Source organism: Pedobacter anseongensis (assembly GCF_037482965.1).
GTDB classification, from domain to species: domain Bacteria; phylum Bacteroidota; class Bacteroidia; order Sphingobacteriales; family Sphingobacteriaceae; genus Pedobacter; species Pedobacter anseongensis.
Window position 1 is genome coordinate 108,529 of sequence record NZ_JBBHKB010000001.1, and the last position, 24,847, is coordinate 133,375.

25 protein-coding genes are annotated in these 24,847 nt (G+C 36.7%); 8 read left to right on the forward strand and 17 right to left on the reverse strand.

What is annotated here, in order from left to right:
• Positions 1-14: 14 nt before the first annotated feature.
• The 14 genes from WG904_RS00485 to hemA form a co-directional block, all read right to left on the reverse strand.
• Positions 15-743 (reverse strand): hypothetical protein, encoded by a 729-nt coding sequence (locus tag WG904_RS00485; protein ID WP_339577338.1) that lies wholly within the window; start codon positions 741-743, stop codon positions 15-17.
• The gene (locus WG904_RS00490) at positions 733-1,302 is read right to left on the reverse strand and encodes an RNA polymerase sigma factor (protein WP_339577339.1); all 570 of its coding nucleotides are present in this window, start codon (positions 1,300-1,302) and stop codon (positions 733-735) included. Before WG904_RS00490 ends, WG904_RS00485 begins: the two co-directional genes overlap by 11 nt.
• 161 nt (positions 1,303-1,463) lie before the next feature.
• Entirely contained in the window at positions 1,464-2,594 is a 1,131-nt protein-coding gene (locus WG904_RS00495; RefSeq protein WP_339577340.1) for a hypothetical protein, read from the reverse strand.
• Between the two features lie 137 nt (positions 2,595-2,731).
• On the reverse strand, positions 2,732-3,274 hold the full coding sequence (hemJ, locus tag WG904_RS00500) for a protoporphyrinogen oxidase HemJ (protein WP_339577341.1): 543 nt from the start codon (positions 3,272-3,274) through the stop codon (positions 2,732-2,734).
• On the reverse strand, positions 3,275-3,919 hold the full coding sequence (locus WG904_RS00505) for an ATPase (RefSeq protein ID WP_339577342.1): 645 nt from the start codon (positions 3,917-3,919) through the stop codon (positions 3,275-3,277).
• 105 nt (positions 3,920-4,024) lie between these two features.
• Complete coding sequence (locus WG904_RS00510) at positions 4,025-4,258, reverse strand: hypothetical protein (protein WP_339577343.1); 234 nt, start codon at positions 4,256-4,258, stop codon at positions 4,025-4,027.
• A gap of 39 nt (positions 4,259-4,297) precedes the next feature.
• Positions 4,298-5,323 carry a uroporphyrinogen decarboxylase gene (gene hemE, locus WG904_RS00515; RefSeq protein WP_339577344.1) on the reverse strand — a complete coding sequence of 342 codons (1,026 nt, stop codon included), beginning with the start codon at positions 5,321-5,323 and terminating at the stop codon, positions 4,298-4,300.
• Between the two features lie 6 nt (positions 5,324-5,329).
• The gene (locus WG904_RS00520; RefSeq protein ID WP_339577345.1) at positions 5,330-5,848 is read right to left on the reverse strand and encodes a hypothetical protein; all 519 of its coding nucleotides are present in this window, start codon (positions 5,846-5,848) and stop codon (positions 5,330-5,332) included.
• Positions 5,848-6,555, reverse strand: a complete 708-nt coding sequence (locus WG904_RS00525; RefSeq protein WP_339577346.1) for a response regulator transcription factor — start codon at positions 6,553-6,555, stop codon at positions 5,848-5,850. Before WG904_RS00525 ends, WG904_RS00520 begins: the two co-directional genes overlap by 1 nt.
• Before the next feature lies 1 nt (position 6,556).
• Positions 6,557-7,423, reverse strand: a complete 867-nt coding sequence (locus WG904_RS00530) for a sensor histidine kinase (RefSeq protein WP_339577347.1) — start codon at positions 7,421-7,423, stop codon at positions 6,557-6,559.
• 29 nt (positions 7,424-7,452) lie between these two features.
• Entirely contained in the window at positions 7,453-8,823 is a 1,371-nt protein-coding gene (gene hemL / locus WG904_RS00535) for a glutamate-1-semialdehyde 2,1-aminomutase (RefSeq protein ID WP_339577348.1), read from the reverse strand.
• A 3-nt stretch (positions 8,824-8,826) separates the two neighbouring features.
• Positions 8,827-9,795 (reverse strand): porphobilinogen synthase, encoded by a 969-nt coding sequence (gene hemB, locus WG904_RS00540; protein WP_339578600.1) that lies wholly within the window; start codon positions 9,793-9,795, stop codon positions 8,827-8,829.
• Between the two features lie 99 nt (positions 9,796-9,894).
• Positions 9,895-11,466, reverse strand: coding sequence for a hydroxymethylbilane synthase (gene hemC / locus WG904_RS00545; RefSeq protein ID WP_339577349.1), 1,572 nt, complete (start codon positions 11,464-11,466; stop codon positions 9,895-9,897).
• Between the two features lie 146 nt (positions 11,467-11,612).
• Positions 11,613-12,839, reverse strand: coding sequence for a glutamyl-tRNA reductase (hemA, locus tag WG904_RS00550; RefSeq protein ID WP_339577350.1), 1,227 nt, complete (start codon positions 12,837-12,839; stop codon positions 11,613-11,615).
• Positions 12,840-13,101: 262 nt separating this feature from the next.
• On the opposite strand from hemA, the gene WG904_RS00555 reads away from it, so the two are divergent.
• The 4 genes from WG904_RS00555 (at position 13,102) to WG904_RS00570 (ending at position 18,355) form a co-directional block, all read left to right on the forward strand.
• The gene (locus WG904_RS00555; RefSeq protein ID WP_339577351.1) at positions 13,102-13,701 is read left to right on the forward strand and encodes a GNAT family N-acetyltransferase; all 600 of its coding nucleotides are present in this window, start codon (positions 13,102-13,104) and stop codon (positions 13,699-13,701) included.
• Between the two features lie 336 nt (positions 13,702-14,037).
• Positions 14,038-16,353, forward strand: a complete 2,316-nt coding sequence (locus WG904_RS00560) for a glycoside hydrolase family 3 N-terminal domain-containing protein (protein WP_339577352.1) — start codon at positions 14,038-14,040, stop codon at positions 16,351-16,353.
• 1 nt (position 16,354) lies between these two features.
• Positions 16,355-17,794, forward strand: a complete 1,440-nt coding sequence (locus tag WG904_RS00565) for a glycoside hydrolase family 30 protein (RefSeq protein WP_339577353.1) — start codon at positions 16,355-16,357, stop codon at positions 17,792-17,794.
• Between the two features lie 108 nt (positions 17,795-17,902).
• Positions 17,903-18,355 (forward strand): hypothetical protein, encoded by a 453-nt coding sequence (locus WG904_RS00570; RefSeq protein WP_339577354.1) that lies wholly within the window; start codon positions 17,903-17,905, stop codon positions 18,353-18,355.
• A gap of 59 nt (positions 18,356-18,414) precedes the next feature.
• Here WG904_RS00570 and WG904_RS00575 read toward each other — a convergent pair whose 3' ends face one another.
• From WG904_RS00575 to panB, 3 genes are all read right to left on the reverse strand, one after another.
• Positions 18,415-18,885 (reverse strand): hypothetical protein, encoded by a 471-nt coding sequence (locus WG904_RS00575; RefSeq protein ID WP_339577355.1) that lies wholly within the window; start codon positions 18,883-18,885, stop codon positions 18,415-18,417.
• Between the two features lie 310 nt (positions 18,886-19,195).
• A complete protein-coding gene (locus WG904_RS00580) occupies positions 19,196-19,882 on the reverse strand; it encodes an RluA family pseudouridine synthase (protein ID WP_339577356.1) in 687 nt (228 codons plus the stop codon).
• A 55-nt stretch (positions 19,883-19,937) separates the two neighbouring features.
• A complete protein-coding gene (gene panB, locus WG904_RS00585; RefSeq protein ID WP_339577357.1) occupies positions 19,938-20,753 on the reverse strand; it encodes a 3-methyl-2-oxobutanoate hydroxymethyltransferase in 816 nt (271 codons plus the stop codon).
• Positions 20,754-20,946: 193 nt separating this feature from the next.
• Here panB and carA point away from each other — a divergent pair, with 193 nt between their 5' ends.
• The 4 genes from carA to WG904_RS00605 all read left to right on the forward strand — a co-directional run bounded on the left by carA (position 20,947) and on the right by WG904_RS00605 (position 24,754).
• The gene (gene carA / locus WG904_RS00590; protein WP_339577358.1) at positions 20,947-22,059 is read left to right on the forward strand and encodes a glutamine-hydrolyzing carbamoyl-phosphate synthase small subunit; all 1,113 of its coding nucleotides are present in this window, start codon (positions 20,947-20,949) and stop codon (positions 22,057-22,059) included.
• Positions 22,060-22,187: 128 nt separating this feature from the next.
• Positions 22,188-22,955 carry an ABC transporter ATP-binding protein gene (locus tag WG904_RS00595; RefSeq protein WP_339577359.1) on the forward strand — a complete coding sequence of 256 codons (768 nt, stop codon included), beginning with the start codon at positions 22,188-22,190 and terminating at the stop codon, positions 22,953-22,955.
• Between the two features lie 57 nt (positions 22,956-23,012).
• The gene (locus tag WG904_RS00600) at positions 23,013-24,104 is read left to right on the forward strand and encodes an ABC transporter permease (protein ID WP_339577360.1); all 1,092 of its coding nucleotides are present in this window, start codon (positions 23,013-23,015) and stop codon (positions 24,102-24,104) included.
• Between the two features lie 83 nt (positions 24,105-24,187).
• Positions 24,188-24,754, forward strand: coding sequence for an NADPH-dependent FMN reductase (locus tag WG904_RS00605; RefSeq protein WP_339577361.1), 567 nt, complete (start codon positions 24,188-24,190; stop codon positions 24,752-24,754).
• Positions 24,755-24,847: the final 93 nt, after the last annotated feature.

The window sequence follows — 24,847 nt, forward strand, 5'->3', positions numbered from 1 at the left end:
TAATCTTAAGAACCCTAGCGATTCTTCTTATTCAGTTTCAAAAAGCCAATATTTATTCCAATTATCGATGAGTTATCGTCATCGTCCGTATTAAATCGTACTAGCTTTTTATCTCGTTTATCTACTTTATCTACTACATAATTCACAAGGTCACCTACATTTCTAATCCCTTTGCGTTCTGTAGTATTATCTAGCTCAGTAATAACATCATTGGCATTATTTTGTGGCGTTATTACTTGAGCAATAACAATTGGGTTTTCAACTTGTTCAATAGGTAATACATCTATTGGTTTCGGTTCCACTCGTTTAATATCAAGACGAGGCATTGTTTCATTTGGTTGCATCGCTATTTCATTATTTTTTAAAGTAGTTTCTGAAATGACATTTGAAACCATTTTAGCAGCAGCCGCATTTACTTTAACAGAAGAATAATTGGGTTCAACTACCACTTTTTGCGTTGGAGTAGAAACAGCTTCTTCGGTGGTGCTTGGAACTTCCAACGGACTAGTAACTACTGCCGTCACTTCATCAGGGTGTAATTGTATTCTCTCCGATTTTTGAAAAACCAGCATTGCTGTAAATACTACCGCTACACTCGCAGCTGCCATCCAATAGATGGGAAAAGTACGTTTGCGTTTAGGTTCCAACTGATCTTCAATCTTAGCCCATAGGTTTGCAGACGGTTCAATTTCTGCGTCTATAAATTTGTCTCTAAACAAATTATCAAAATCTTTATCCGGCATGTGTTGCATAACCAAAGCCCTCCATTTTTAAAATTTCTTGTTGCAATATTGCTCTCGCTCTCGATAGCTGAGATTTACTGGCACCTTCTGAGATGCCTAATGTTTCTGCTATTTCTTTGTGCGAATATCCTTCTATGATGTACATGTTAAACACCATCCGATAGCCATCGGCCAATTTCTGTATTACTTTCATTAAGTCTTGCATGCCAAGGCTACTGAAATCAAATCCTTGTGATGGTTGTTCGTAAGCGTCTTCTATTGGCACTACATTAAGCATACGCAAATTTTTACGATAGCTTTCTATTGCCGTATTTACCATAATTCTACGAATCCATCCCTCAAAAGAACCATCGCCTCTGTATTCCTTCACTTTTTGAAAAATCTTAACATATCCCATTTGTAATACATCTTCGGCTTCCATCCTATCTTTGGCGTAGCGCATACAAACGGCCATCATCTTGGATGCAGTTTGCTTATAAAGCATTTCCTGCATTTGTCGATTGCCTGCCTTGCAGCCCTCCATCAAATCGTCGATCGTATATGTTTTAGTCACCTTCATTGTTTGTTTGTATAGGGTAGATGAGCCCTAGAGGTAAAAGGTTGCATGTGGTTGCAAAAAAGTTTAACATTTTTAATTTGCAAAATTACAACATTATGGAATTAAGAAAAATTAAGCTGACTTAATAAACTTAACTTCTTAATAGTAAGGAAAATAGCGAACTAATTTTTAAAATTGAAAAGCTTAAAATTCTCTTTATATGTTAAAAATAGCGAATGATTAAATTGTAAATTCTTAGCCGGCTCATTTAAATCAAAATGTGGCTCAAAACGAATATCAAGATATAAATTTGGAATAAGCTCTTTCTGATAGTTATACCGTACGGCTAAAATATTTCTATTGCTTTGCTTAAAACCTTGATCATATAGTGTTTCAGATACCGATTCGTAAAGTGGCATTCCTTTTATAGTGATGAAATTATTCCCCTTCCAATACGAGGCTACTAAATTACCCCATTTTGTATTTACCCCTGCATTTAACCACAAGCCAAAACCACCCTGATAGGCTCTCACCTTTGTTGGTGAGAAATCTTTATAAACAGCGATATAGTTTTCGGTAAAGAATTCTTTAACGTTTAATCCAATTTGCGTGTTCAATTTTAATCCAGTTGCACCATTAAATAGCGTGCTAATTGGAGTTTGTTTTAATACATCAATTTGACCTCCTTGATGATAAGCCAAGAACTGTGCAGGAACGCTAAGTTTCCAGTAACCTGATTTTAACACCGTCATCTCGGTAATTAACCCCCCTACAATTTCTTCTTTAGCATCATCACCTTTATAAATCATCTTCTGCCAGGCAATCCAACTGTCTAGCTTAAAATTTTCTCGCTCAACCAATATTTGTGTGCCGTATTCAATTGGAGAAGTAATCTTACGCTCAAAATTATAAATCGGCTCGATATAGTTGTGTTGGATATTTGCCTCTAGGGAGCCAAATACTAACGTGAAATTTCGCTTATGATATTTTAAGTTAAATAAGGGCTTTGAATCATAAATGCCTTCATTTCCAAAATCCTTTCGTAAATAAGCACCTGCGGTAATCGCCAAATTTGGATTAGCATAATACACTAATTGTGGCTCCAATTGCGTTCCATAAAGGGTATATCCATCATGAAATTTATTCGAATATTCGTAATTCCTTACATAATTAAAATTGTAGAAATTGAAGTGTAGTTCTTTGGATAAACTATCTGAAGGTCGGATACGATTATAAATATCCTTATTATTAAACTGCGCTACCGAAAATAATGGCAGTGAAAATAGCACAAGGAGAAGTAAAGCTTTCTTCATTTGATTAAATATCTCGTAAAAGTACAAGATTTATTTTGTCCATTCGCACCTGAACTGCATTGCGTCCATAACCAGTCAACTTTTTTTTTAGCAGGAATTTCTTTATGCGAACGTATACTTAAATCTACAAGTTATGGCTATTTCTTTTCCCGATAGCGTTTGTAAATTTTAACGGCAGTCATAATAATTACCGAAAAAGCAAGTAATCCAACTAAACCATATGCCCAATCTACCGCGCTTTTTAAAATAACGGTAAATACAATGGCTACTAATAAAATAGTGGCCACTTCATTCCATAAGCGTAGCTGATTGGAAGAGTATTTGAACACTCCTCTTCGCAATTGCTTCATTATATTTTGGCAAATAAAATGATAAATGAGTAGTAAAACCACGAATCCAAGTTTTACATGCATCCAACTTACGGATAGCAAATCTGGATTTAAATAAAGCATTGTAGCTCCCGCCAAGACCGTAAGCACCATTGCCGGTATCGTGATAATGTTCCACAACCGCCCTTCTATTTTTTCGAATTCTTTTTGGAGGATGTTTTTTTCTACCTCAGGGCGATCATTGGCTTCCGTATGATAAATGAATAATCGAACACTATAAAATAAGCCAGCCATCCAACTTACAACGAAGATGATGTGAACGGCTTTAGAATAAAGGTAATAGTCTTCCATCTACAATTTTAATTTATCAAGTATAAATGTATAAATCCAACTAGGGATAGTAGCTTGTTCAAATTCAATGATTCCTTTTTTAACATTTCCGATGTATTGATGTTTAATGCCAGAATTATCCCAAAGATAAGTTTCATTAGCCTTTTTTATCATTTCAACAAGCAATTCCATTGTCAAAAAATAGCGCCCTCGAATTTTTTCTTCTTCAACTGGATGCCCACCTTTTTTCACTCTATCTTTCACCCTTTCCAAATTCATAATTGGTGTTTCGGTACCAATAAAATACAGATAAACTTTATAACCATTTAGTTGTGCTAAATCAATAAGATCTAGTTTGGAAGGATGTGAAAAAACAGTTTCAAAAGAGAACGAAATCTTATTTCGAATTAATTCCTGTCTTATAAAATCGGCAATTATTGCGAAGTGATAAGAATTATAAGTTGTTTCTTCAGCCTGCTCAAGCTTAACAATTACATTTTCCTTAACGAATAATCCCCAACCCATTTCATCAAATCCTGCTTTTTTAAAGAGTCCACTCTTACTGCAACATTCTTCAAGATCTTCTTGGTTAACGTCTATAGTAAAATCAGATAAATTTATAAATCCGTTCTTTTTGAACGCTTCTTCTAAAAAATCTGCATTCACGAATAGCTTTGTAGAGAAGTACTCGGATGTAATGGAATCGAATAATGTAGTTTTACCAGAACCATTCGGGCCTGCGAAGATCCGAAGCTTCGGTTGGCTGGGCATTTAAAACAATTTTATTCTTTTATTAGGGACGCGTCTCTTTTTAAATGTACCGGCAGCAATTAAGACTACTTTTCCGTCATTAAAAGTTCGATATACGCCATCAGCTTTGACTTCAGTTCTACCCAAATTCAGTGCATCAACAACCCTGATCACATCGGCCATTTTTTTATTTATAGCTTTAATAATTTGCTTAATCGGGAGTTTATCTTCGTCTTTCAGAGATTTGACAGTCATAACAATGATTATTTAGCTAATATACGAAAATGATTTAATTTAATACCTAAATTCCTTCACCACATCAATCGCGTATTTCACGTTATCAAAAGGAATATCAGGCATAATACCATGACCTAAGTTAAATATAAAACCTTTCTCACCACGCATCCGTTCAAACAACTGCAAAATGTGTTTTTTTATTACAGGTTGATCTGCATACAAAATATGCGGATCTAAATTCCCTTGAACGGCAATACCATCTGGCAAAGCCTTTTTAATGTTCAACAAATCCGCATTCCAGTCGACCGAAATTACATCGGGTTTAGCCTCTGCCATAATTGGCGCAAAAACAGAACTTCCTTTGCAAAAAGAGACAACTGGAATATTTGTTCTATTTAACCCCGCAATAATCTGTTGGTTATAGTGATGAGAAAATTCTTGATAATCATTCCACGATAGCGATAAGGCCCAACTGTCAAAAAGTTGAACCGCATTTACACCCGCAGCAATTTGTAAATTCAAATAATCTGTAGTTACCGTGGCTATTTTTGCTAACAAGCGATGAGCCAACTCAGGGTGATTATGCATCAACAATTTAGTTAGCTTAAAATCTTTAGACGACCCACCCTCTACTAAATAACTCATCACGGTAAAGGGTGCTCCAGCAAAACCAATTAAGGGAATAGCACCATTTAAACGTTGCTGAATAACTTTAATCGCATCAGCTACGTATTGCAAGCGATCTACAACATCAGTCTCCAAACGGTCAATATCTTGAGCATTTCTAACAGGATTAGCAAATTTTGGCCCTATACCTTGTGTAAAACTTAAATCGCCACCCATAGCTTCTCCAGTTACTAGGATATCACAAAATAAGATGGCAGCATCAATTCCCAATAAATCAACCGGCAACATCGTTACGTCTGCCGCAATTTCTGGAGTTTTGCACATCTCTAAAAACGAATATTTGTTTTTAATTTCCCAGTATTGAGGCATAAAACGGCCGGCTTGGCGCATCATCCAAACGGGTGGGCGTTCTGTAGCTTTTGAAAATGCAGCGTCTAAAAATAAATTGTTGTTCATCTGATATTAGGCGAAGCCATTTGCTTCTTTCTCTATAATTTTTATAATTTCTTTTGCTCGTGAACTTGTTGCTAGTTCTTTGGCTTTTTCGACATAGGCTTTTGCGCGTTCCCCATCTTTCTTGCGCAAGGCTAAATTGGCAAGATGAATTAACACGAAAGCCTTATCATTTTTTCCACCCAGCGGGAAACGGCTTGCAATCTGAAAATGAAACTCTGCCGTTTCAAAATCATCGCGCTGCAAAGCAATATTTGCCCGCATAAATTCGTAGTAACCTCTCCTATTTCTTGCCAAGCGATCTGGATTACCTATTTCTGTTAAAATTTTTTCCGCTCTGTCGTAATCCGCATCTTTAAAATACTTAGAGGCTAACAGTACCGAACTATGTTTGTAATGGGTGTACAAAACAAAGGCAAAGAGAAAGCCGGCAATTGCTGCCAGCTGATATTGTACAAAAAATAAACTTACCAATGCAGAAATAGCAAAAACCGCCATCAATGCATATCTGCCTTTTGCGTTATACATTAACCGTTACTATCTGTGAATTTATAACCTACACCTCTAATCGAATGAAAATAAACAGGATTTTTTTGATCCGGTTCAAAATATTTACGGAAGGTTAAGATAAAGTTATCTATTGTTCTTGTTGAAGGATATACATCGTAATTCCAAACGGTTTCTAAAATTTGCTCACGAGAAACCGCTTCATTTTTACGCTCGATTAATAATTTTAACAACATAGTTTCCTTTTTAGTTAAAGGTACAACCACACCATCATCTTGCTTTAATTCAAACGAATTAAAATAAATGGTTTTATCACCAATTTTATATGAATTTAATTCCTTTAGATCATCCGATTTTAAGCTGCGCTTCACCAAAATCCCTACACGAAGAATTAGTTCTTCTAAGTTAAATGGTTTAACTAAGTAATCGTCTGCTCCTTTTTTAAGGCCCATTACACGATCTTCGCTAGTATTTTTAGCCGTTAAAAACAAAATTGGGACTTCTGTATTTTCTAAACGAATGGTTTCACAAACTTGAAATCCATCCATTTCTGGCAGCATTACATCTAAAATAATGAGGTTAAAGCGTTCTTCCTTGAAAACTTTGAGTGCGGTTTTTCCGTCTTTAACGGCATGAACTTTATAACCCTCTAACTCTAGGTTTAATTTAATGGCATCCAACAAATGATCTTCGTCTTCAACCAAGAGTATTCTTAATTTTTGTGGCATATCAGTTAAATGTTACTTCAAAAATTGCACCTTGTGGTACGTTATCTTTAACGCTAATATCAGCGTCGTGGTTTTGTAATACTTCTTTAACAATAAACAAGCCAAGTCCAGTACCTTTAGATTTACGTACATTTTCATCCCCAACACGATAAAATTTATCGAAAATGAGCATTTTTTCATCGTCTGGAATGCCCAGACCTTTATCAGAAACGGTTAAAACGCACTTACCGTCATTTTGACAGAGGTTTACTGCAACTTCGGCACAAGGCCCTGAGTATTTAACTGCATTTTCGACCAAATTGGTGACAACAGATGAGAGTGCAAAGCGATCGCCCACCACTTTAATCCCAGATTGGATGTTAGTTTTAATTAATTGCTCGTTCCCACACGAATGTACCTGCAAACGATCTGTAATTTTTGTAACCAATTCAGAGAAATCGAATTCTTCTTTTGGAAAGGAATAGGTACGGCTTTCAATCTTAGTGGCCAACAGCATATTTTCCACTAAATCGTCTAATCGCTCGATATCTTTCAATGAATTATTTAATAGCGAAAGTTGCATTTGCTTTTCTAAATCTCTTTTTACAATAGTTTGTAAAGAAAGTTTAATTGCCGCCAAGGGCGATTTTAACTCATGGGTAACCGAAAGCAAAAAGTTTTGTTGCCTTTCATGCAATTTATCCTCCTTTTTAATAGAGGCATGAATAAAATAGGCACCAACACATAATAAAAAGAGAAAAACAGAACCTTCTCCCATTACCATAGCCATACGTGCTGGGTCAAGATCAATCACCACAGTTCCCCACCAAAACATTTCGAGCAATGCGTAAAGCAGGAGGAAGTAGAAGATTAAAAGTGATTTTTTCATTTTTTTGGCTTAGACATAGCGTTGAAACCCTATTTTTTAAAAACTAAATCTAAAGCATCAAATATAGCTCTTTTTGCCTTTTCCAATTCTATTTTGGTATGAGCTGCTGAAACAAAGCCTACTTCGTAACCTGAAGGACCTAGGTAAATCCCCCGATTTAACAACTCCCTATGCATGATTTTAAATTTCTCCATACTCGAAGGATCAATTGCTTCGGCAGTTTGAATCTTTTCGGCATCTGTAAACGCAAACCAAAATATAGAACCTACAGTAAATACTTTAAACTTATAGTTTCTTGCGGTTGCAAAACGTTGAATGCTATCTGTAAATTCTTGAGTCTTTACCGATAAATCTTTATAAAATCCAGATTTTAAGAGCTCTGTTAACGTTGCAATACCAGCGGCCATGGCCACTGGATTACCAGAAAGTGTTCCGGCCTGGTAAACACCGCCATCGGGCGATATATGCCCCATAATTTCTGCTGATGCCCCGTACATACCTACTGGCATTCCACCACCGATTATTTTACCGTAAGTTAAGATATCAGGCTTAACGCCATAAAAGGCGGCAGCTCCTTCAATGCCCACCCTAAAACCAGTGATTACCTCATCGAAAATAAGCAATGCACCATTCTCGGTACAAGCAGTGCGTAAAAATTCAATATAGTCTTGATCTTGTATAAGCAATCCGTTATTTGCTGGGATACCTTCTATAATTACAGCCGCCACTTGGTCTTTAAATTGTGCAAAGGCTTTAGTAATTGCATCCTTATCGTTTAAAGCAATTACTATAGTTTCTTCAGCAAAAGATTTAGGTACACCTGCCGATGAAGTTTCGCCAAAAGTAACTAAGCCAGAACCTGCTTTAACTAAAAGTGAATCGCTATGGCCGTGATAACAGCCTTCAAATTTAATAATTTTATCACGTTTAGTATATCCTCTAGCAAGGCGAATAGCCGACATTACCGCTTCAGTTCCTGAGCTGGTAAAACGTATTTTTTCTACGTATTTATTGTTTTTTATAATTAATTCGGCCAATTCATTTTCGAGTGCAGTAGGCGCTCCAAAACTCATCCCATTTTGCATTACCTCGATTACTTTTTCCTTTATTTTGGGATTATTATGGCCCAAAATTAATGGACCCCAACTTGCACAAAAATCGATAAATTGATTGCCATCTGCATCCCAAATCATACACCCATCCCCTTTTTGGATAAAAAGTGGGGTACCATATACCGATTTAAACGCCCTAACCGGAGAATTTACTCCTCCAGGGAAAAAAGATTTTGACTTCTCGTATAATTCAGCAGATTTTGCCCTACTAATATCCGGCTTACTGCTGGTATTAACTGGCATTTCTAATTCATTTGAGGAAAATATTTTTTTTATTGATCCTAGCATCTTTTACATCCAATTATTCTCTACAATATCTCTTATATGGTAGGTAGTGATAATACTTGCTCCTGCTCTTGCAAAGGCATGCATCGTCTCCATTACCACCTTTTGTTCGTCAATCCATCCCTTTTGTGCCGCAGCTTTAATCATCGAGTACTCCCCCGAAACATTATAGCATGCGATGGGTAAATCTGCATGTTGTTTCAGGTTAGAAATTACATCCAAATAAGCCAGAGCAGGTTTAACCATTAACACATCTGCTCCTTCGCTTTCATCCAGCATGGCCTCTCTTATCGCTTCATTACCATTTCTAAAATCCATTTGATAAGCCTTTCTGTCGCCTTTATTAGGAGCACAGTCTGCCGCCTCTCTAAACGGACCATAATAAGCAGAGGCGAATTTTGTAGCGTGCGACATGATAGCCGTATTTACAAAATTATTCGCATCCAGTTGTGTTCTTATGGCAGCCACCCTTCCATCCATCATATCAGAAGGTGCCAACATATCTGCCCCCGCCTCGGCATGATTTAAAGCCATTTTCGCAATTAATGCTACCGATAAATCGTTTTGGATATAGTTATCTTTCATAATCCCACAATGGCCATGGGTAGTATATGAACACACACAAACATCAGTTACAATATATAAATCATCACCAAAATTTTTCTTAAGTGCGCTCACCGCTACAGGCACCAAAGAATTCGGATCATATGCCGAACGTGCATCTTCACTTTTTTCATCACCTACACCAAAAAGCATAATTTTATTTACGCCTAATTTTAATCCCTTTTCTACATCTTTTATTAAGTTATCTGTAGAGAAATGATTTATACCTGGCATTGCATCAATTGCTTTCGTTACACCCGACCCTGGCACTACAAAATACGGATAGATAAACATATCTTTAGCTAATCGCGTTTCGGCAATCATCTCTCTTACAACTGGATTTTTTCTTAACCTACGAGGTCTCTGCATAATGTTACAAGTTGCGGGTTGTGTGTTGCGGGTCTAAAACCCTCTATTAAACTCAACGTTATGAATCATGACTTGCAACCCGCAACTCACAACTCACAACTTTTATATTCCAAATACCGCTTCCGCCAATCCTATTTCGTCTGGTGAGTAGGGCAAGGTATATTTTACGCCCATTTCTTCAAATTTTTTGCCGGTGGAATTGCCAATGGCGATAACTTTTTGCTCAGGTTCCAATAAATTTTCTGCAAAATAAGCATCCACGTTCGATGGACTGGTAAAAATTAAAATTTCTGCTCCCGTTCCATCAATATTATCGGCCACTACGGTTTCGTAGATTGGCAAATCGACTACTTTAGTATCAGTTTTTAATGACTTCTGGATACTCAAAAGCGAATCTTGTGCTCTTGGGAATAAAACCGTTTGTTCCGTAACCAACTTTGCAAATTCTTCCGCAACTTCAGTAATATCTCCACTTTCGCCAACAAAATCGGCCAGGTGACCAAATTTTCGAAGTGTATCTTCAGAACCCCTTCCAACTACGCCGAATTTTACTTTTTTCGCTAAAACTGGATTTAATTTAAAAAAATATTCCACACCATTTCTGCTGCTAAAGAAAATCCAATCAATATTCTTTAAATAAAAAGGGTCTAAAATATTTACAATAGGAAAGGTACGAATTAGTGATCTTCCGTCTATTTCTATTTCATGCTTAGCCAAAGCTTTTCTAAAATAACTATGCTCGCCAATTTCTCTAGAAATGAAAACTTTAGCTGGCATTTTCCGTTCTTTGCTAAACTTCTCAACTATTTTCTCGGCCAAACCTTCTGTATCCGAAGCCCTTAAAAATAATCGATCCGGAAAATCTTCATCCGTTTCGGCCTTCGATGTCCACACCTCGAAAAGTCCATTTTCCTTTTTGCAATAACAGCCCAGTGGCATGTGGCACCCCCCTTCAAATAAATTTAACACTTTACGTTCTACTGCTATTTCATCGGCAGTTGCCTGATGATTAATTTGTTGTAAAACGTTAAACAATTCATTATCGTTTTCGCGAATTTGAAAAGCTAGTGCCCCTTGCGCCGGTGCCGGAACAAGCGCTGTCGTATCGACCACTTCGACATGAAATTCAGATAAATCGATATTCAACCGATTTACACCTGCTTTGGCAAGCAAAATGGCGTCATAATCTTCATCGCGTAACTTTTGAATGCGTGTAGGTACATTACCACGAAGATCTTCGATGTTTAAATCGGCACGCAAAGCAAGCAACTGTGCTTTTCGTCGATTAGATGATGTACCTACCATTGCGCCTATTTTTAAGGATAATTTCTGACTTACATCTACACAATCTTTAAGAATTAGCAAAAGCTCTGAAGGGTCTTCGCGTTCACTAACGGCAGCAATAATTAATCCCTGGGGATTTGTTGTTGGTAAATCTTTATGCGAATGAACCGCAATATCAATACTCCCATTCAACAATTCTTCTTCTAACTCTTTAGTAAAAAAGCCTTTACCTTCTAATTTATCAAGGCGAAGATTTAATATTTTATCGCCCTGCGTTTTTATGATTTTTAATTCTGCATCAACTCCAATTTCGGCTAGCCTATCTTTAGTATAGTTAGCTTGCCATAATGCCAAATCGCTTCCGCGTGTACCGATAATTAGTCTTTTCACCTTGTTCTAGTTTTTTCAGCAAATTTAATCTTTTTTTAATTGGACATCGACTTTTTTAACTGCAAAGGACGCAAAGTGCGCAAAGCAACGATATAGCTATTGCGATCTGTCTCAAATCTCATATCTCACTACTCAAATCCAAGAGTTTAGCTGTTTTTAACCAAGATCTCCTTCGCCATTACCATAGGCACACTAATGCATTTCTTTTCCATATAATCCATCACCCGCTCCAAAACTGCTCTAGAATTCTCGTCCAATGTGTTAATCTCATCGGCAAAAACACCATTAATGGCCGTATGCCTAATCTCTTTTATTTTTTTAGGGACATCGCTCATCGCGATTTCTATTTTACGTTGACGCAATACCAGTTCAAAATCTTTGATGTTGGCATCGATAATATGCTCGGCATTGATAAGCTCGTCGTAGCGTTCTTGAATATTTTTTCGAGCAATCTCTTTCAAGGTCTCCACTTCGATATAATGAACAGGGAAATTTTGTATCACCTCGATGGCAGTATCGTTTGGAATAGCCAAATCAACGATTACCTTTTTACCAGTTTCTCCGTTTAATAATTTAGCATAAACTTCTTCAGTAAGAATAGGATCGATTGCTCCGGTACAAGTAATGATTACGTCAAATCCCTTGTTATAGGTGGCTAAATCTGCTAATGGATACGCTTTACCATTTAGCTCTTTGGCTAAACATTCGCCCTTTTCTAAGGTTCTGTTAAAAATAGAAAAATTTGCGTATTTATGTTTTTTTAAATATTGAGCAATATTTTTATTCGTTTCCCCTGCACCTATAATCAATAAGCGGGAATTGGGACTCATATTTAACTGCCTAAGTTTACGATAGGCTAAAGAAACGATAGAAACCGGATTTTTTGAAATATTGGTATGGGTGTATACTTCCTTGGCTGTTTTAACAACACGATTCATAATCATTCGCATATAATCGCCAGTAAAACCCGCAATCCTACACGCTTCATAAGCCTTGCGAACTTGAGCTAAAATCTCTTTCTCCCCTACCACCAGGCTCTCTAATGAGCATGAAGTACGCAACAAGTGATTAAAGGCCGCTGTCTTTTCATACGTAGAAACATTTTCTACAAACTGCTCCATATATTCTTGGGGCAACCCCATATCTAAAACAGTTAAAAACTGGGTGATAAATGCCTTATCAACCTCATCAGCAGATGTAAAAACAAATTCGACACGATTGCAGGTACCCACGTAAAATATTTCCTTAATATTTAACTTAGATTGTATATTCCTCAACCTATCATCTAGCGTTTGATCACATATTACCAACTTCCCTAATGCTTTTAGGTCAATTTGTTTATGCGTAAATGCAATAATCTTTAAATATTCCAAAATCGGTACAGCCTGTTATTTTTTGCGTAACAAAAGTAACAACGCACATCCATATCACTGTCATTAGGCTGTAATTTAGGCTAATTTAGAAAGATTTTAAATTAACCTCAATTTAACACGAGATCCCATTTCAATGACCTCGTTTTTGTTACCTCTTGTTTTATCACTATTACATCATTTGCTATAAAAAAAACTTGGTCACAAGAAATCATTTCTAAATTGATTATCTTATATTTATTGTATTCATATAAAAAAACCTTAAATGTCTCTTTTTGAATTTTCAAACGATATCACGTTAGAAAACCAACGTGTCTTACTCCGTCCTTTAGCATCACCAGATGTAGAAAATTTGCTTTATTTTTCGCTAAACGAACCCGCCATCTGGAAATATTCATTAATTCGAGCAGATGGGGAAGATAATTTAAAAAAATACATCGACATCGCACTAAAATCTAGGGAAGAAAAAAAAGAATATCCTTTTATTGTGTTCGATAAGTTAAAAAACAAGTATGCTGGTAGTACTCGTTTCTATGATATTCAATTAACTAATCAGAGTTTACAATTGGGTTTTACTTGGTATGGAAGTGAGTTTCAGGGTACCGGATTAAATAAACACTGCAAATTGCTTTTACTCGAATATGCTTTCGAAAAAATGAATATGGAAAGGGTAGAGTTTCGTGCAGATAATGCAAATGAACGAAGCATTGCGGCCATGAAAAGTATTGGTTGTAAAGTGGAGGGCATTTTACGGAACCATGGTTTAAAACCCGATGGCACCCGTAGAGATAGTATTATACTTAGCATTTTAAAAGAGGAATGGGAAAATGGTATTAAAGAAAACCTATTAAAGAAAATAAGTTAAACGAAATATGGAGGAGGAGACAATTTTATAGCGCATAAATTTTAAAAACACTAAACATTTGGTTTAATTTTTTTAAAAAAACACCTGCATTTTACCACAACAAACGGCTGTTACTTATTCGGATTACATCTGCATTTCAATTTCACTACGTAAAAATGCTTAGCAGCTCATTATCAACACTTAACAGGGTATTACGCTTGCGAATTAAGCGTATCAAAAAACATATAATCAATTAAAAATCAAATAATTATAAATAAGAAAATTTCCATCAACGTTAGATTTTAAGACAAAATCAAAGTATTTTAGGGATTCTAAAACCCAAATACTTAATTGATCATGAACACTAGAAACTATAGCCTTGCGCTATTGCTTATTTTTACGAGCTTCCAAATTTCTGCACAGCAAAAACCAAAACTCTCCCCTATACAACAAAAAGTTAATGAATTGCTTTCCAAAATGACACTTGAAGAAAAAGTTGGTCAGATGGCACAGGTAACACTCGATGTTATTGGCAAAGGAAAAGATCGTTTTTCGAGCGATGAACCCTTCTCGCTAGATGAAAAAGAAATGCACAAGGCGTTGGTTCAATACAAATTAGGATCTGTATTAAATACCTCTAACAACAGAGCCAGAACACCTCAAGTTTGGTTCGACATTATAAGCAAGATTCAGCAAACAGCGATGACCCAAAATAAAAATGGCATTCCCGTTTTATATGGCATTGATGCCATTCATGGCGAAACCTATACTGCTGGAGCAACGATGTTTCCTCAACAAATTGGTCAAGCTGCAACATTTAACCGCGCTTTAGTCCGTAAAGGTGCCGAAATTACTGCTTACGAAACCCGTGCAAGTTCTATTCCTTGGGCATTTTCACCCCTATTAGATTTAGGTGCCGACCCTCGTTTCCCTCGTCAGTGGGAAAGTTTTGGGGAAGATCCTTATTTAGTTACACAAATGGGGGTACAGATGGTAAAAGGCTTTGAAGGCGAAAAAAATGATGTGGCTAATCCGTTTAAAGTGGCCTCTTCAATAAAACATTTTTTAGGCTATCAAGTTCCCGTTTCTGGAAAAGACAGAACGCCAGCAGTGATTTCTGACCAGGCTTTAAAAGAATATCATTTACCATCGTTTAAGGCCGCAATTGAAGCTGGCGCGAAGACCATTATGATTAATTCTGGATTAATTAATGGCGTTCCTGTACACTCAAACTACAAAATATTAACTAAACTTTTAAAAGAAGAACTTGGGTTTAAAGGTTTAGTGGTTACCGATTGGGGAGATATAGAAAACCTAGAAAAGCGTGATCACGTGGCCAAAGACAATAAAGAGGCGGTAATGATTGCCATTAATGCAGGAATAGACATGAGTATGATTGCTTACAACTACGAACCATTTTGCGATAATTTAATTGCCTTGGTTAAAGAAGGAAAAGTAAAGCAAGCGCGTATTGATGATGCAGTAAGAAGGATTTTAAACGTGAAATTTGAACTCGACCTATTTGATCATCCCACAACAAATAGTAAAGATTATCCTGAATTTGGAAGTAAGGCTTTTGAACAAGCGGCTCAAAATACCGCAGCAGAATCGATCACTTTATTAAAGAACACTAATCATGTGTTACCCCTCACAAAATCATCAAAAATCTTAATAACGGGTCCTAATGCAAATTCGATGAGAACGCTAAATGGGGCGTGGACGTATTCGTGGCAAGGCGAAAAAGTGGAGGAATTTGCTGGTCAGTACAACACCATAGTAGAGGCTATTCAAAATAAAATAGGCAAAGAAAATGTAAACTACGTACCAGGAGTGAGCTATAAAATGAACGGTAAGTATTGGGAAGAATATGCCGATAAAATGGAAGAAGCAGTTGCAGCTGCTAAAAATGTTGATGTGGTGCTTCTGTGTTTGGGCGAAAATTCTTACACCGAAACACCAGGCAATTTGAGTGATCTTTATTTAAGTGATTTACAAACCGAACTAGCACAAAAACTTGCGGCTACCGGAAAAACAATTATTTTAATCTTAAACGAAGGGCGCCCAAGAATTATTAGCAAATTTGAAAACAAAATGAGTGCGGTTGTACAAACCTATTTACCAGGCAATTTTGGCGGTAATGCATTGGCAGATATTTTATATGGCGATGTAAATCCTTCGGGTCGCTTACCCTATACCTATCCTCAATTTCCGAATGCGTTATTTACCTACTATCATAAACCTTCGGAAGCAAGAGAAACTACAGAAGGGGTATATAATTATAATGCTGATTATAATCCACAATACCTATTTGGACATGGATTAAGCTATACCACTTTTAAGTATGGCGATATAAAGTTAAGCAGCACGACCTTAAAAAAGGGTGAAACATTAACCATTAGCGTAGAGGTAACCAACACGGGGAAATTTGCCGGAAAAGAAGCGGTATTGCTATATATTTCTGATTTGGTAGCAAGTACAATAAGCCCTGATGCCAAAAGATTGCGAGGTTTTGAAAAAATCGACTTAAAAGTGGGTGAAACAAAAACAGTTAATTTTAAAATAAAGCCCGAAAACATTGCTTACGTAAATCCCGATGGTAAATGGATAACTGAGCCTGGTAAATTTTCTATTCAACTGGCCGATAAACGTATCAAATTTAACTACGAACAATAAAATGAAACTAATTTTCTATGCCGTTGCGGTACTTTCGATTTCTTGTGCATGTAAAAAAGGAACTACAGCCGATCCTTCAACTTCAACTCCTCCGGTTGTAGCGCCTGTTTTAGCTAGCGATGTTAGCTTTTGGTTAACTACTGGAGATCGATCAGCCCTTTTAGAAAAACAAAATGTAACGCTGAATTTTTCGTCAATAATAAATGGCAATACTACAATAGAGGTTGATGAAAGCCAAGTTTTTCAAACTATCGATGGATTTGGCTATACGTTAACTGGGGGTAGTGCGACATTGATAAATAACTTAGGTGCAGTTGAAAAGGATGCGCTAATTAATGAACTTTTTTCTACAAAAGGCGACGCAATTGGGGTAAGTTATTTACGCATAAGCATAGGTGCATCCGATTTAAGCGCAAATGTTTTTACCTATAACGAAAGACCTACAGGACAAACCGACATCAATCAGGATAATTTCTCTCTAGCTGCAGAAATGACCGATTTAGTTCCTGTTTTAAAGAAAATTTTAGCCATAAATCCATCCCTTAAAATTTTGGGTTCACCGTGGACGGCCCCAACTTGGATGAAAACGAATAAAGCCTACAAAGGCGGGAGCTTATTGCCTGAATATTATCAATCGTATGCAAAATACTTCGTAAAATACATTCAGGCAATGAAAGCGCAAGGAATACCCATTGATGCCATTACCATTCAGAATGAACCCTTACACCCTGGCAATACGCCAAGTATGTACATGGAAGCAGCAGATCAGGCCATTTTTATAAAAACAGCATTAGGACCCGCTTTTAAAGCTGCTGGCATTGCTACAAAAATTATCGTGTACGATCATAATGCCGATAGACCAGATTACCCTATGTCTATTTTAGCAGATGCTGAAGCAAATCCTTATGTAGATGGTTCGGCTTTTCACTTATACGGAGGAAAAATTTCTGCATTATCTACCGTGCATGATGCTTATCCAAGTAAACACGTCTATTTTACCGAGCAATGGGTAGGTGGACCAGGTAATTTCGCGGAGGATTTAAAATGGCACATTTCTACCTTAATTATTGGTGCCACTAGAAATTGGAGTAGAAATGTGCTTGAATGGAACTTGGCAGCAGATGCAAACTATAACCCACATACCCCAGATGGAGGATGTACCACTTGTTTAGGTGCAATTACAGTCGCACCTGCCGTAAGTAGAAATGTTGCTTATTACGTAATCGGTCATGCATCTAAGTTTGTTCGCCCAGGGTCGGTTCGCATTGGTTCAAATGTTGTTGGCACGCTAAGTAACGTTGCCTTTAAGACACCTGATGGCAAACGTGTATTGATTGTAATGAATACCAGTTCGGATACTCAGCTGTTTAACATTAAGCACAATGGAAAAATCGTAACAACGAGTTTACCTGGGGGCGCTGCTGGAACTTATGTTTGGTAAAAAAGTGCAAAACATCTATCCTATTTTTTTGTTTTCTTACACGAACCGTCCATTGTTAAATCATCATGGGAAAGAAAATTTTGCCACTAAAACAAAAATTATAAACAGATGAAATTACCGCATTATTTCTTCATACTCGCAGCAATCTTCTTTATGGCCTGCCAAAACAATCAGCAATCCCAAAAAAACGAAGAATCAAACACGAAGATCCCAACAGAACAAACGTGTTATAGGTATACAAAAAACAACGATACGGCTTCGCTAATGTTAATCAGTAGTGGCACTATTGTAACGGGACAGCTAAATTATCAACTCTTTGAAAAAGATAGTAATAACGGTGTTATTAAAGGCGAAATGAGAGGCGACACTTTAATTGCTGATTATTCCTTTGATTCTGAAGGAATGCAGTCGACAAGACAAGTAGCCTTTCTTAAAAAAGACGGAAAATTACTTGAAGGTTTTGGCGATGTAATTGAAAAAGACGGAAAAACAGTTTTTAAAGCATTATCAGACTTAAAATTTGGAAATGCTATTGAATTTACAAAAGTTAATTGTAACTGAGGTAAAAACGGTCAACACCTTGAAAAGTTATATAATTTGTCAAGGTGTTGACCTGTAGTCTATTTTTTTACTTTTAACGATAATTTATCCCACTGGGTCGTTAATGTAGTATAGTGGTCAATATAGATTTGATTCTCACTACTTGGCAATTTACTTCCCCATTTGGAAGCCTCCAGTACCCATGCATTGTATTTTGCAGTTACCTCTTTGATTTTTGCTGCATCGTTACTGGCTATGGCTTTACTATATTCTTCCTTTAAAGGTTCAAACTTAGCAAAGCCTGCATTTACATCCTCATTCGAAAATTGTGGCGCTTTTACCTTTATAGCTGGTGAAACGTCTAATATTGGGCTCCCTGTTGCAGCAATTGAAGGCCCTGACGGTTTAGTTGTAGTTGAGGCTGAAGTTGCCTTTGTTGTAGTTGTTGTATCATCGCCGCCCTCTGCTGTACCTTTTTGATTACTCTGGCAAGAAATTAGTGTTGTAGCAAGTAAGCTCACTGCTACTAGTGAAAATAATACTGTTTTCATTTGTTTAAATTTTGTTTTCATTTGTAATGAAGCTGCCATGACTTAATCATTCCACTTTTTGATTTGAAAATCATGGCGGTTTCATTTGTTTAAATTTTGTTTTCATTTGCAATGAAGCTGCCATGACTTAATCATTCCACTTTGTGATTTTGAAAATCATGGCGGTTTCATTTATTTAAATCTGTTTTTTTTGGTTGATAAATCAATAAACTGCACCGTAAACGATTAAAATCATCATAACGATACACTTCCTGATTTTTTTTTGTAAAAATACTAAAATTCGTAGAAATAATGTGTTGTAGCTTTGCAATTAAAAATTTTCAAATCTTTCCCAAAAACCATCTACTGGCAAGGGGGCAAAAATAGTAATCGGCTCTTTCTGAACAGGATGGATAAATTCCAATCTCCTGGCGTGCAGACAAATGCTTCCTTTTTTACTCCCGCGTGGATAGCCATATTTATTATCACCCACAATTGGACAGTTCATTGTAGAAAGTTGAACCCGTATTTGATGTGATCTGCCCGTTAAGGGATTAACTTGCAATAAATAAAAACCTCCCAATTCCCCTATCAATTTATAGTCGAGTTCAGACCGCTGACTTCCAACCATTTCCTTATTAAATGCAGTTACTACATTTTTTTGAGGATTTTTAATTAACCAATGTACCAACTTTCCTTCGGGCAAAGCAGGTTTATGCCGAACAACCGCAAAATAGGTTTTACGAACCTCTCGGTTTTTAAAAATAGCATTCATCCGTTCTAGGGCCTTACTGGTTTTCGCAAAAAGAATTACTCCACTAACTGGCCTATCTAATCGATGAACTACCCCTAAAAAAGCACCATTTGGCTTTTTGTATTTTACTGCGATGTACTTTTTCACCTGCTCATCTAAAGGCTCATCGCCCGTTTCATCAATTTGCACAATGTCTCCAGATCGTTTATTAACGGCAATTAGGTGATTGTCTTCGTATAAGATGTCTGTTTCGGTTATTGGCATCGATAAATTGGTTGATTGGTAAATTTGCAAATTAGCTAATTAACTAATCTGCTAATTAATACTGCTCCTTTTCATTAGGAAAATCATTTGCCTTTACATCGGTGATGTAGTCTTTTGCTGCAGCTAATATCCCATCGTATAAATTAATATATTGGCGCAAAAAACGAGGCTTGAAACCCTTGGTTAACCCAATCATGTCATTCACAACTAAAACCTGTCCATCACAATCGGGTCCTGCCCCAATACCTATGGTTGGGATATGTATACTTGCTGTAACTTCCTTGGCTAATTTTGCTGGAATTTTCTCTAAAACCACAGCAAAGCAACCTGCTTCTTGTAAAGCAATTATATCTGTTTTTAACTTATTCGCTTCTTCCTCATCTTTTGCCCTAACCGTATAGGTACCAAATTTATAGATAGATTGAGGTGTTAAACCTAAATGGCCCATTACAGGGATACCTGCTGTAATAATACGTTGAACGGATTCGGCTACTTCTGCTCCTCCCTCCAGCTTAACACCATGAGCACCAGATTCTTTCATAATACGAATAGCAGAATTTAGTGCTTCTTTAGAATTTCCTTGGTACGAACCAAAAGGCAAATCGACCACCACAAAAGCACGATTTGCCCCTCGAACTACGCCTTGAGCATGATAAATCATTTGATCTAAGGTAATGGGCAAGGTAGTTTCGTGACCTGCCATTACATTAGAGGCCGAATCGCCTACCAATAAAACATCTAAGCCAGCGTCATCCAAAATGGTAGCCATCGAATAATCGTAAGCCGTTAACATTGCAATTTTTTCCCCACGCTGCTTCATCTCTTGTAAGATGTGGGTGGTTACTCGTTTTATTTCCTTATTTACAGACATGGTCTATGATTTGAAAACAAAATTAGGTTTTATTCTTCGAAAAAACTACCTTTGTATCCTGAAATGAATGAGTTCAATCAGATTTACTTTTCTCCCAATCAAAACGGTCAAACCGTCAAGAATTTCCATTTTTTATTGAATTTATTCAGCCCTGAGAAAAGAGTATTTACACTAAATTTTTATCGTACAACACATGACTAACTACACCAAGTTACCTGCAATTTTGTTATTGGCCGACGGCACCGTTTTTTATGGCAAAGCGGCTGGAAAAATCGGAACCACAACAGGCGAAATTTGTTTCAATACTGGGATGACGGGCTATCAAGAAGTATTTACAGACCCTTCTTATTTTGGACAAATTATGGTAACTACCAATGCTCATATTGGTAATTATGGGATGCATAAAGAAGAAGTCGAATCGGAGTCTATAAAAATTGCAGGTTTGGTTTGTAAAAATTACAACATCATTTATAGCAGAAAAGAAGCAACCGAATCTATACAAGATAATTTTCAGAACGAAAACATTGTTGGCATTTCTGAAATCGACACTCGTGCATTGGTACGTCACATCAGAAATAAAGGAGCTATGAACGCTATTATTTCTTCAGAAATTACAGATCTGCAAGAATTAAAAAAGAAATTAGCAGAAGTTCCAGCAATGGATGGATTAGAGCTTTCTTCTCAAGTATCTACTACCACCCCTTATTATTATGGTAACCCTGATGCCAATTACAAAATTGCCGCATTGGATTTAGGGATTAAGAAAAATATCTTAAAAAACTTCGACGATAGAGACATTTACGTAAAAGTTTATCCAGCTAAAACTACATTCGAAGAAATGGATAAATGGGGAGCAAATGGGTATTTTATTTCAAATGGCCCTGGTGATCCAGCAGCTATGCCTTACGCTATCGAAACGGTTAAATCTATTCTCAACGCAGATAAGCCATTATTTGGAATTTGCCTAGGGCATCAGTTATTAGCAGAAGCAAATGGTATTGGTACCATGAAAATGTTTAACGGTCACAGAGGGTTGAATCACCCTGTCAAAAATATCATTAAAAACCATTGTGAGGTAACCTCGCAAAATCATGGTTTTGGTGTTATTCCTGAAGAAGTAAGGAAATCTGATAAAGTTGAAATAACACATGTTAACTTAAACGACAATTCTATTGAAGGAATTCGCGTAAAAGGAAAAAAAGCTTTTTCAGTTCAATATCACCCTGAATCTTCTCCTGGGCCGCACGACTCGCGTTACCTATTCGATGATTTTGTTAATTTAGTTAAAGGCGACCTTGTTTGGTAATTTTATAATATTGTAATCGTATTAATCCTAGTCCGGTTCATCGCTAAATTTCGACAGTTTATCGACATTTTACTGCCATTTAGCTAAAATTGATTTTCTATTGCGCTAAACCTTCTTACATTTAGGGCATGAAGAATAGTAATGTAATCATAAGTGTAAAAAATCTAGTAAAAAACTACGATGATTTTAAGGCCGTGCAAGGCCTAAGCTTTGATGTGTATGAAAATGAGATATTTGGTTTATTAGGCCCGAATGGCGCAGGAAAAACCACAACCTTAGAAATTATTGAAACACTCCGACAAAAAACTTCAGGAGAAGTAACGGTAGACGGCTTTTCTATCGACCATGATTCTAGTGCTATAAAACGCATTATTGGGGTTCAATTACAAGCAGCAGGGTATTACCCTAATCTGAATTTAGTAGAATTATTAGAGCTTTTCTCCGGGTTATACGGCGTTGAAGTAAAGCCTATGGAAATGCTCGAAAAGGTAAATTTGCAAGATAAAGCAAAAGCAAAATATAAAGCTTTATCGGGCGGACAAAAACAGCGCTTTTCTATTGCGACTACTTTAATTAATTCGCCAAAAATTATCTTCTTAGACGAACCTACTACGGGGCTCGACCCTCAAGCACGTAGAAATTTATGGGATTTAATTACCGAAATACGTGGCAATGGGACAACAGTTGTGCTTACCACACATTATATGGACGAAGCTGAACAATTATGCGATCGCGTTGCTTTTGTAGAACGTGGGCAAATTATTGCTTTGGACACACCTGATAAATTAATTGATAATTTACTTGCAGGTGGTTTTGAACGAAAAAAAGAGGTAAAGAAGGCAAATCTAGAGGATGTATTCATCAATTTAACAGGAAAAGAATGGCGCGAAGGATAGGCTAATCACCTAAACATTCAAACTTTTCACCCTTAACACTTTTCAACGCAAATAAAAATGCAAACACCATACAGTCACACCAAAGCAACACTAGCACTGGCTAAAGCAAGTTTCAGATCAATTATGCGCAGTCCCTCTGCAGTAGTTTTTACTTTAGCGTTCCCCTTAATATTTATTTTGGTATTTGGTTTTTTAGGAGGGGGAGGCACTAAATTGGACGTCGCTATCGCACCTAATTCCGATTTGCAAAATCCTATCGTTGCGTCTCTTGAGAAAATGCCAATTATTCGGTTAACAAAAAATGATAATTTCGACAACATTAACAAAAACTTAGAAAAAGGAAATTACGATGCTTTAATTACGGTCGAAAAAAATAAAAATGGGGTACCGGCTTATTTCACAACGGTTAAATACACTTCAGCATCATTAGATAAAGGAAATATCTTAAAATCTATCCTTAATGAACTTAGCTACAATCTGAACACACAAAACATTAAACCAACGGTTACAGAAATTAGATCCAGTATGGTAAATGGGCGATTATATCGCACGATCGACTTTATATTACCTGGTCAGCTTGGGTTTTCCCTATTGAGTACAGGGGTTTTTGGTACTGCTTTCGTTTTCTTTAGCTTACGCCAAAATCTGGTGATTAAACGTTTCTTTGCTACCCCTGTAAAACGTTCGAGCATTGTTTTAGGTGAAGGGATTGCTAGAATTGGCTTCGCCTTATTGGGTGCCCTATTTATTATCCTAATTGGGCATTTTTGTTTTAATTTTACCTTGGTAAATGGGTTTACGACTGTAGCAAATATGCTTATTTTAGCAACCATGGGCGTTATCGTCTTCATGGGCTTTGGTTTCGTAGTTTCCGGTATCGCAAAAAGTGAAAGTACAATCCCCCCTATTTCGAATATTATCACTTTGCCTCAATTTCTATTATCTGGCACCTTTTTTAGCATCGATGCCTTTCCAACTTGGCTTCAGCCCATAAGCAGAGCATTACCCCTAACTTATTTAAACGATGCAATGCGAAAAGTTGCCTTCGAAGGGGCAGGTTTATGGGATGTTAAACATCAGATGTTGATTATACTTATTTGGGGAATCGTGATTTATGGCATTGCGGTTAAAACCTTTAAATGGGAATAGCCTAGAATGCCAGGATTTTAGGATTTTAGGATTATATTGCATAACGGTTAACATTAAAATCCTATTATCCTATAAATTCCAATATGAATACAATCAGTATCCTTTCCTCAAGCGTTAGACTGGGCCGAAAAAGTCACCGAGTTGCCTTATTTCTAAAAAATTACTTAGAAGAAAACAATTTGGCAGAAGTTAATATTATTGACCTCGCTCATTACAATTTTCCGATTTTTGAAGAACGATTGAGACTTATCCCCAATCCAACAGAAGAAGTGTTAGATTTTACAAAGAAAATTACTGCGGCTGATGGCATTATAATTGTAACTCCGGAATACAATGGCGGTTATCCGGCAAGTTTAAAAAATGTAATTGATTTGCTTTACACAGAGTGGAAAAGGAAGCCCATTGCCATTAGCACTGTTTCTGAAGGAGGGTTTGGAGGCACACAGGTAATTACTTCGCTGCAATTTAGTTTATGGAAGATTGGAGCTTTAGTGATCCCAGCAATGTTTCCCATCCCCACAGTCGACAAAATGTTCGATGAAACCGGACAACCTAGTGATCCTGAAACGACGAAAAGAAAAGCATCTAATTTCATTAAAGAGCTAATCTGGTGGATGGAAGCTAAACAAAAACAGGAACGTATGCATTAAAAAAAAGCAACATATCTCCTTATAATTTAAAAATTATTTTAACTTTGGAAAACCCCTAGCTAATTGTACTTTTTACACTAAGGGTAATTTTTA

Coding starts and splice junctions, on each gene's coding strand:
- panB (WP_339577357.1), bottom strand. CDS start 20,753: ATGTCTGTAAATAAGGAAATAAAACGAGTAACCACCCACATCTTACAA.
- WG904_RS00595 (WP_339577359.1), top strand. CDS start 22,188: ATGAAGAATAGTAATGTAATCATAAGTGTAAAAAATCTAGTAAAAAAC.
- WG904_RS00520 (WP_339577345.1), bottom strand. CDS start 5,848: ATGTATAACGCAAAAGGCAGATATGCATTGATGGCGGTTTTTGCTATT.
- WG904_RS00530 (WP_339577347.1), bottom strand. CDS start 7,423: ATGAAAAAATCACTTTTAATCTTCTACTTCCTCCTGCTTTACGCATTG.
- WG904_RS00555 (WP_339577351.1), top strand. CDS start 13,102: ATGTCTCTTTTTGAATTTTCAAACGATATCACGTTAGAAAACCAACGT.
- WG904_RS00605 (WP_339577361.1), top strand. CDS start 24,188: ATGAATACAATCAGTATCCTTTCCTCAAGCGTTAGACTGGGCCGAAAA.
- WG904_RS00495 (WP_339577340.1), bottom strand. CDS start 2,594: ATGAAGAAAGCTTTACTTCTCCTTGTGCTATTTTCACTGCCATTATTT.
- WG904_RS00560 (WP_339577352.1), top strand. CDS start 14,038: ATGAACACTAGAAACTATAGCCTTGCGCTATTGCTTATTTTTACGAGC.
- WG904_RS00490 (WP_339577339.1), bottom strand. CDS start 1,302: ATGAAGGTGACTAAAACATATACGATCGACGATTTGATGGAGGGCTGC.
- hemL (WP_339577348.1), bottom strand. CDS start 8,823: ATGCTAGGATCAATAAAAAAAATATTTTCCTCAAATGAATTAGAAATG.
- carA (WP_339577358.1), top strand. CDS start 20,947: ATGACTAACTACACCAAGTTACCTGCAATTTTGTTATTGGCCGACGGC.
- WG904_RS00570 (WP_339577354.1), top strand. CDS start 17,903: ATGAAATTACCGCATTATTTCTTCATACTCGCAGCAATCTTCTTTATG.
- WG904_RS00525 (WP_339577346.1), bottom strand. CDS start 6,555: ATGCCACAAAAATTAAGAATACTCTTGGTTGAAGACGAAGATCATTTG.
- WG904_RS00510 (WP_339577343.1), bottom strand. CDS start 4,258: ATGACTGTCAAATCTCTGAAAGACGAAGATAAACTCCCGATTAAGCAA.
- WG904_RS00565 (WP_339577353.1), top strand. CDS start 16,355: ATGAAACTAATTTTCTATGCCGTTGCGGTACTTTCGATTTCTTGTGCA.
- hemJ (WP_339577341.1), bottom strand. CDS start 3,274: ATGGAAGACTATTACCTTTATTCTAAAGCCGTTCACATCATCTTCGTT.
- WG904_RS00575 (WP_339577355.1), bottom strand. CDS start 18,885: ATGAAAACAGTATTATTTTCACTAGTAGCAGTGAGCTTACTTGCTACA.
- WG904_RS00580 (WP_339577356.1), bottom strand. CDS start 19,882: ATGCCAATAACCGAAACAGACATCTTATACGAAGACAATCACCTAATT.
- hemE (WP_339577344.1), bottom strand. CDS start 5,323: ATGAACAACAATTTATTTTTAGACGCTGCATTTTCAAAAGCTACAGAA.
- WG904_RS00600 (WP_339577360.1), top strand. CDS start 23,013: ATGCAAACACCATACAGTCACACCAAAGCAACACTAGCACTGGCTAAA.
- WG904_RS00485 (WP_339577338.1), bottom strand. CDS start 743: ATGCCGGATAAAGATTTTGATAATTTGTTTAGAGACAAATTTATAGAC.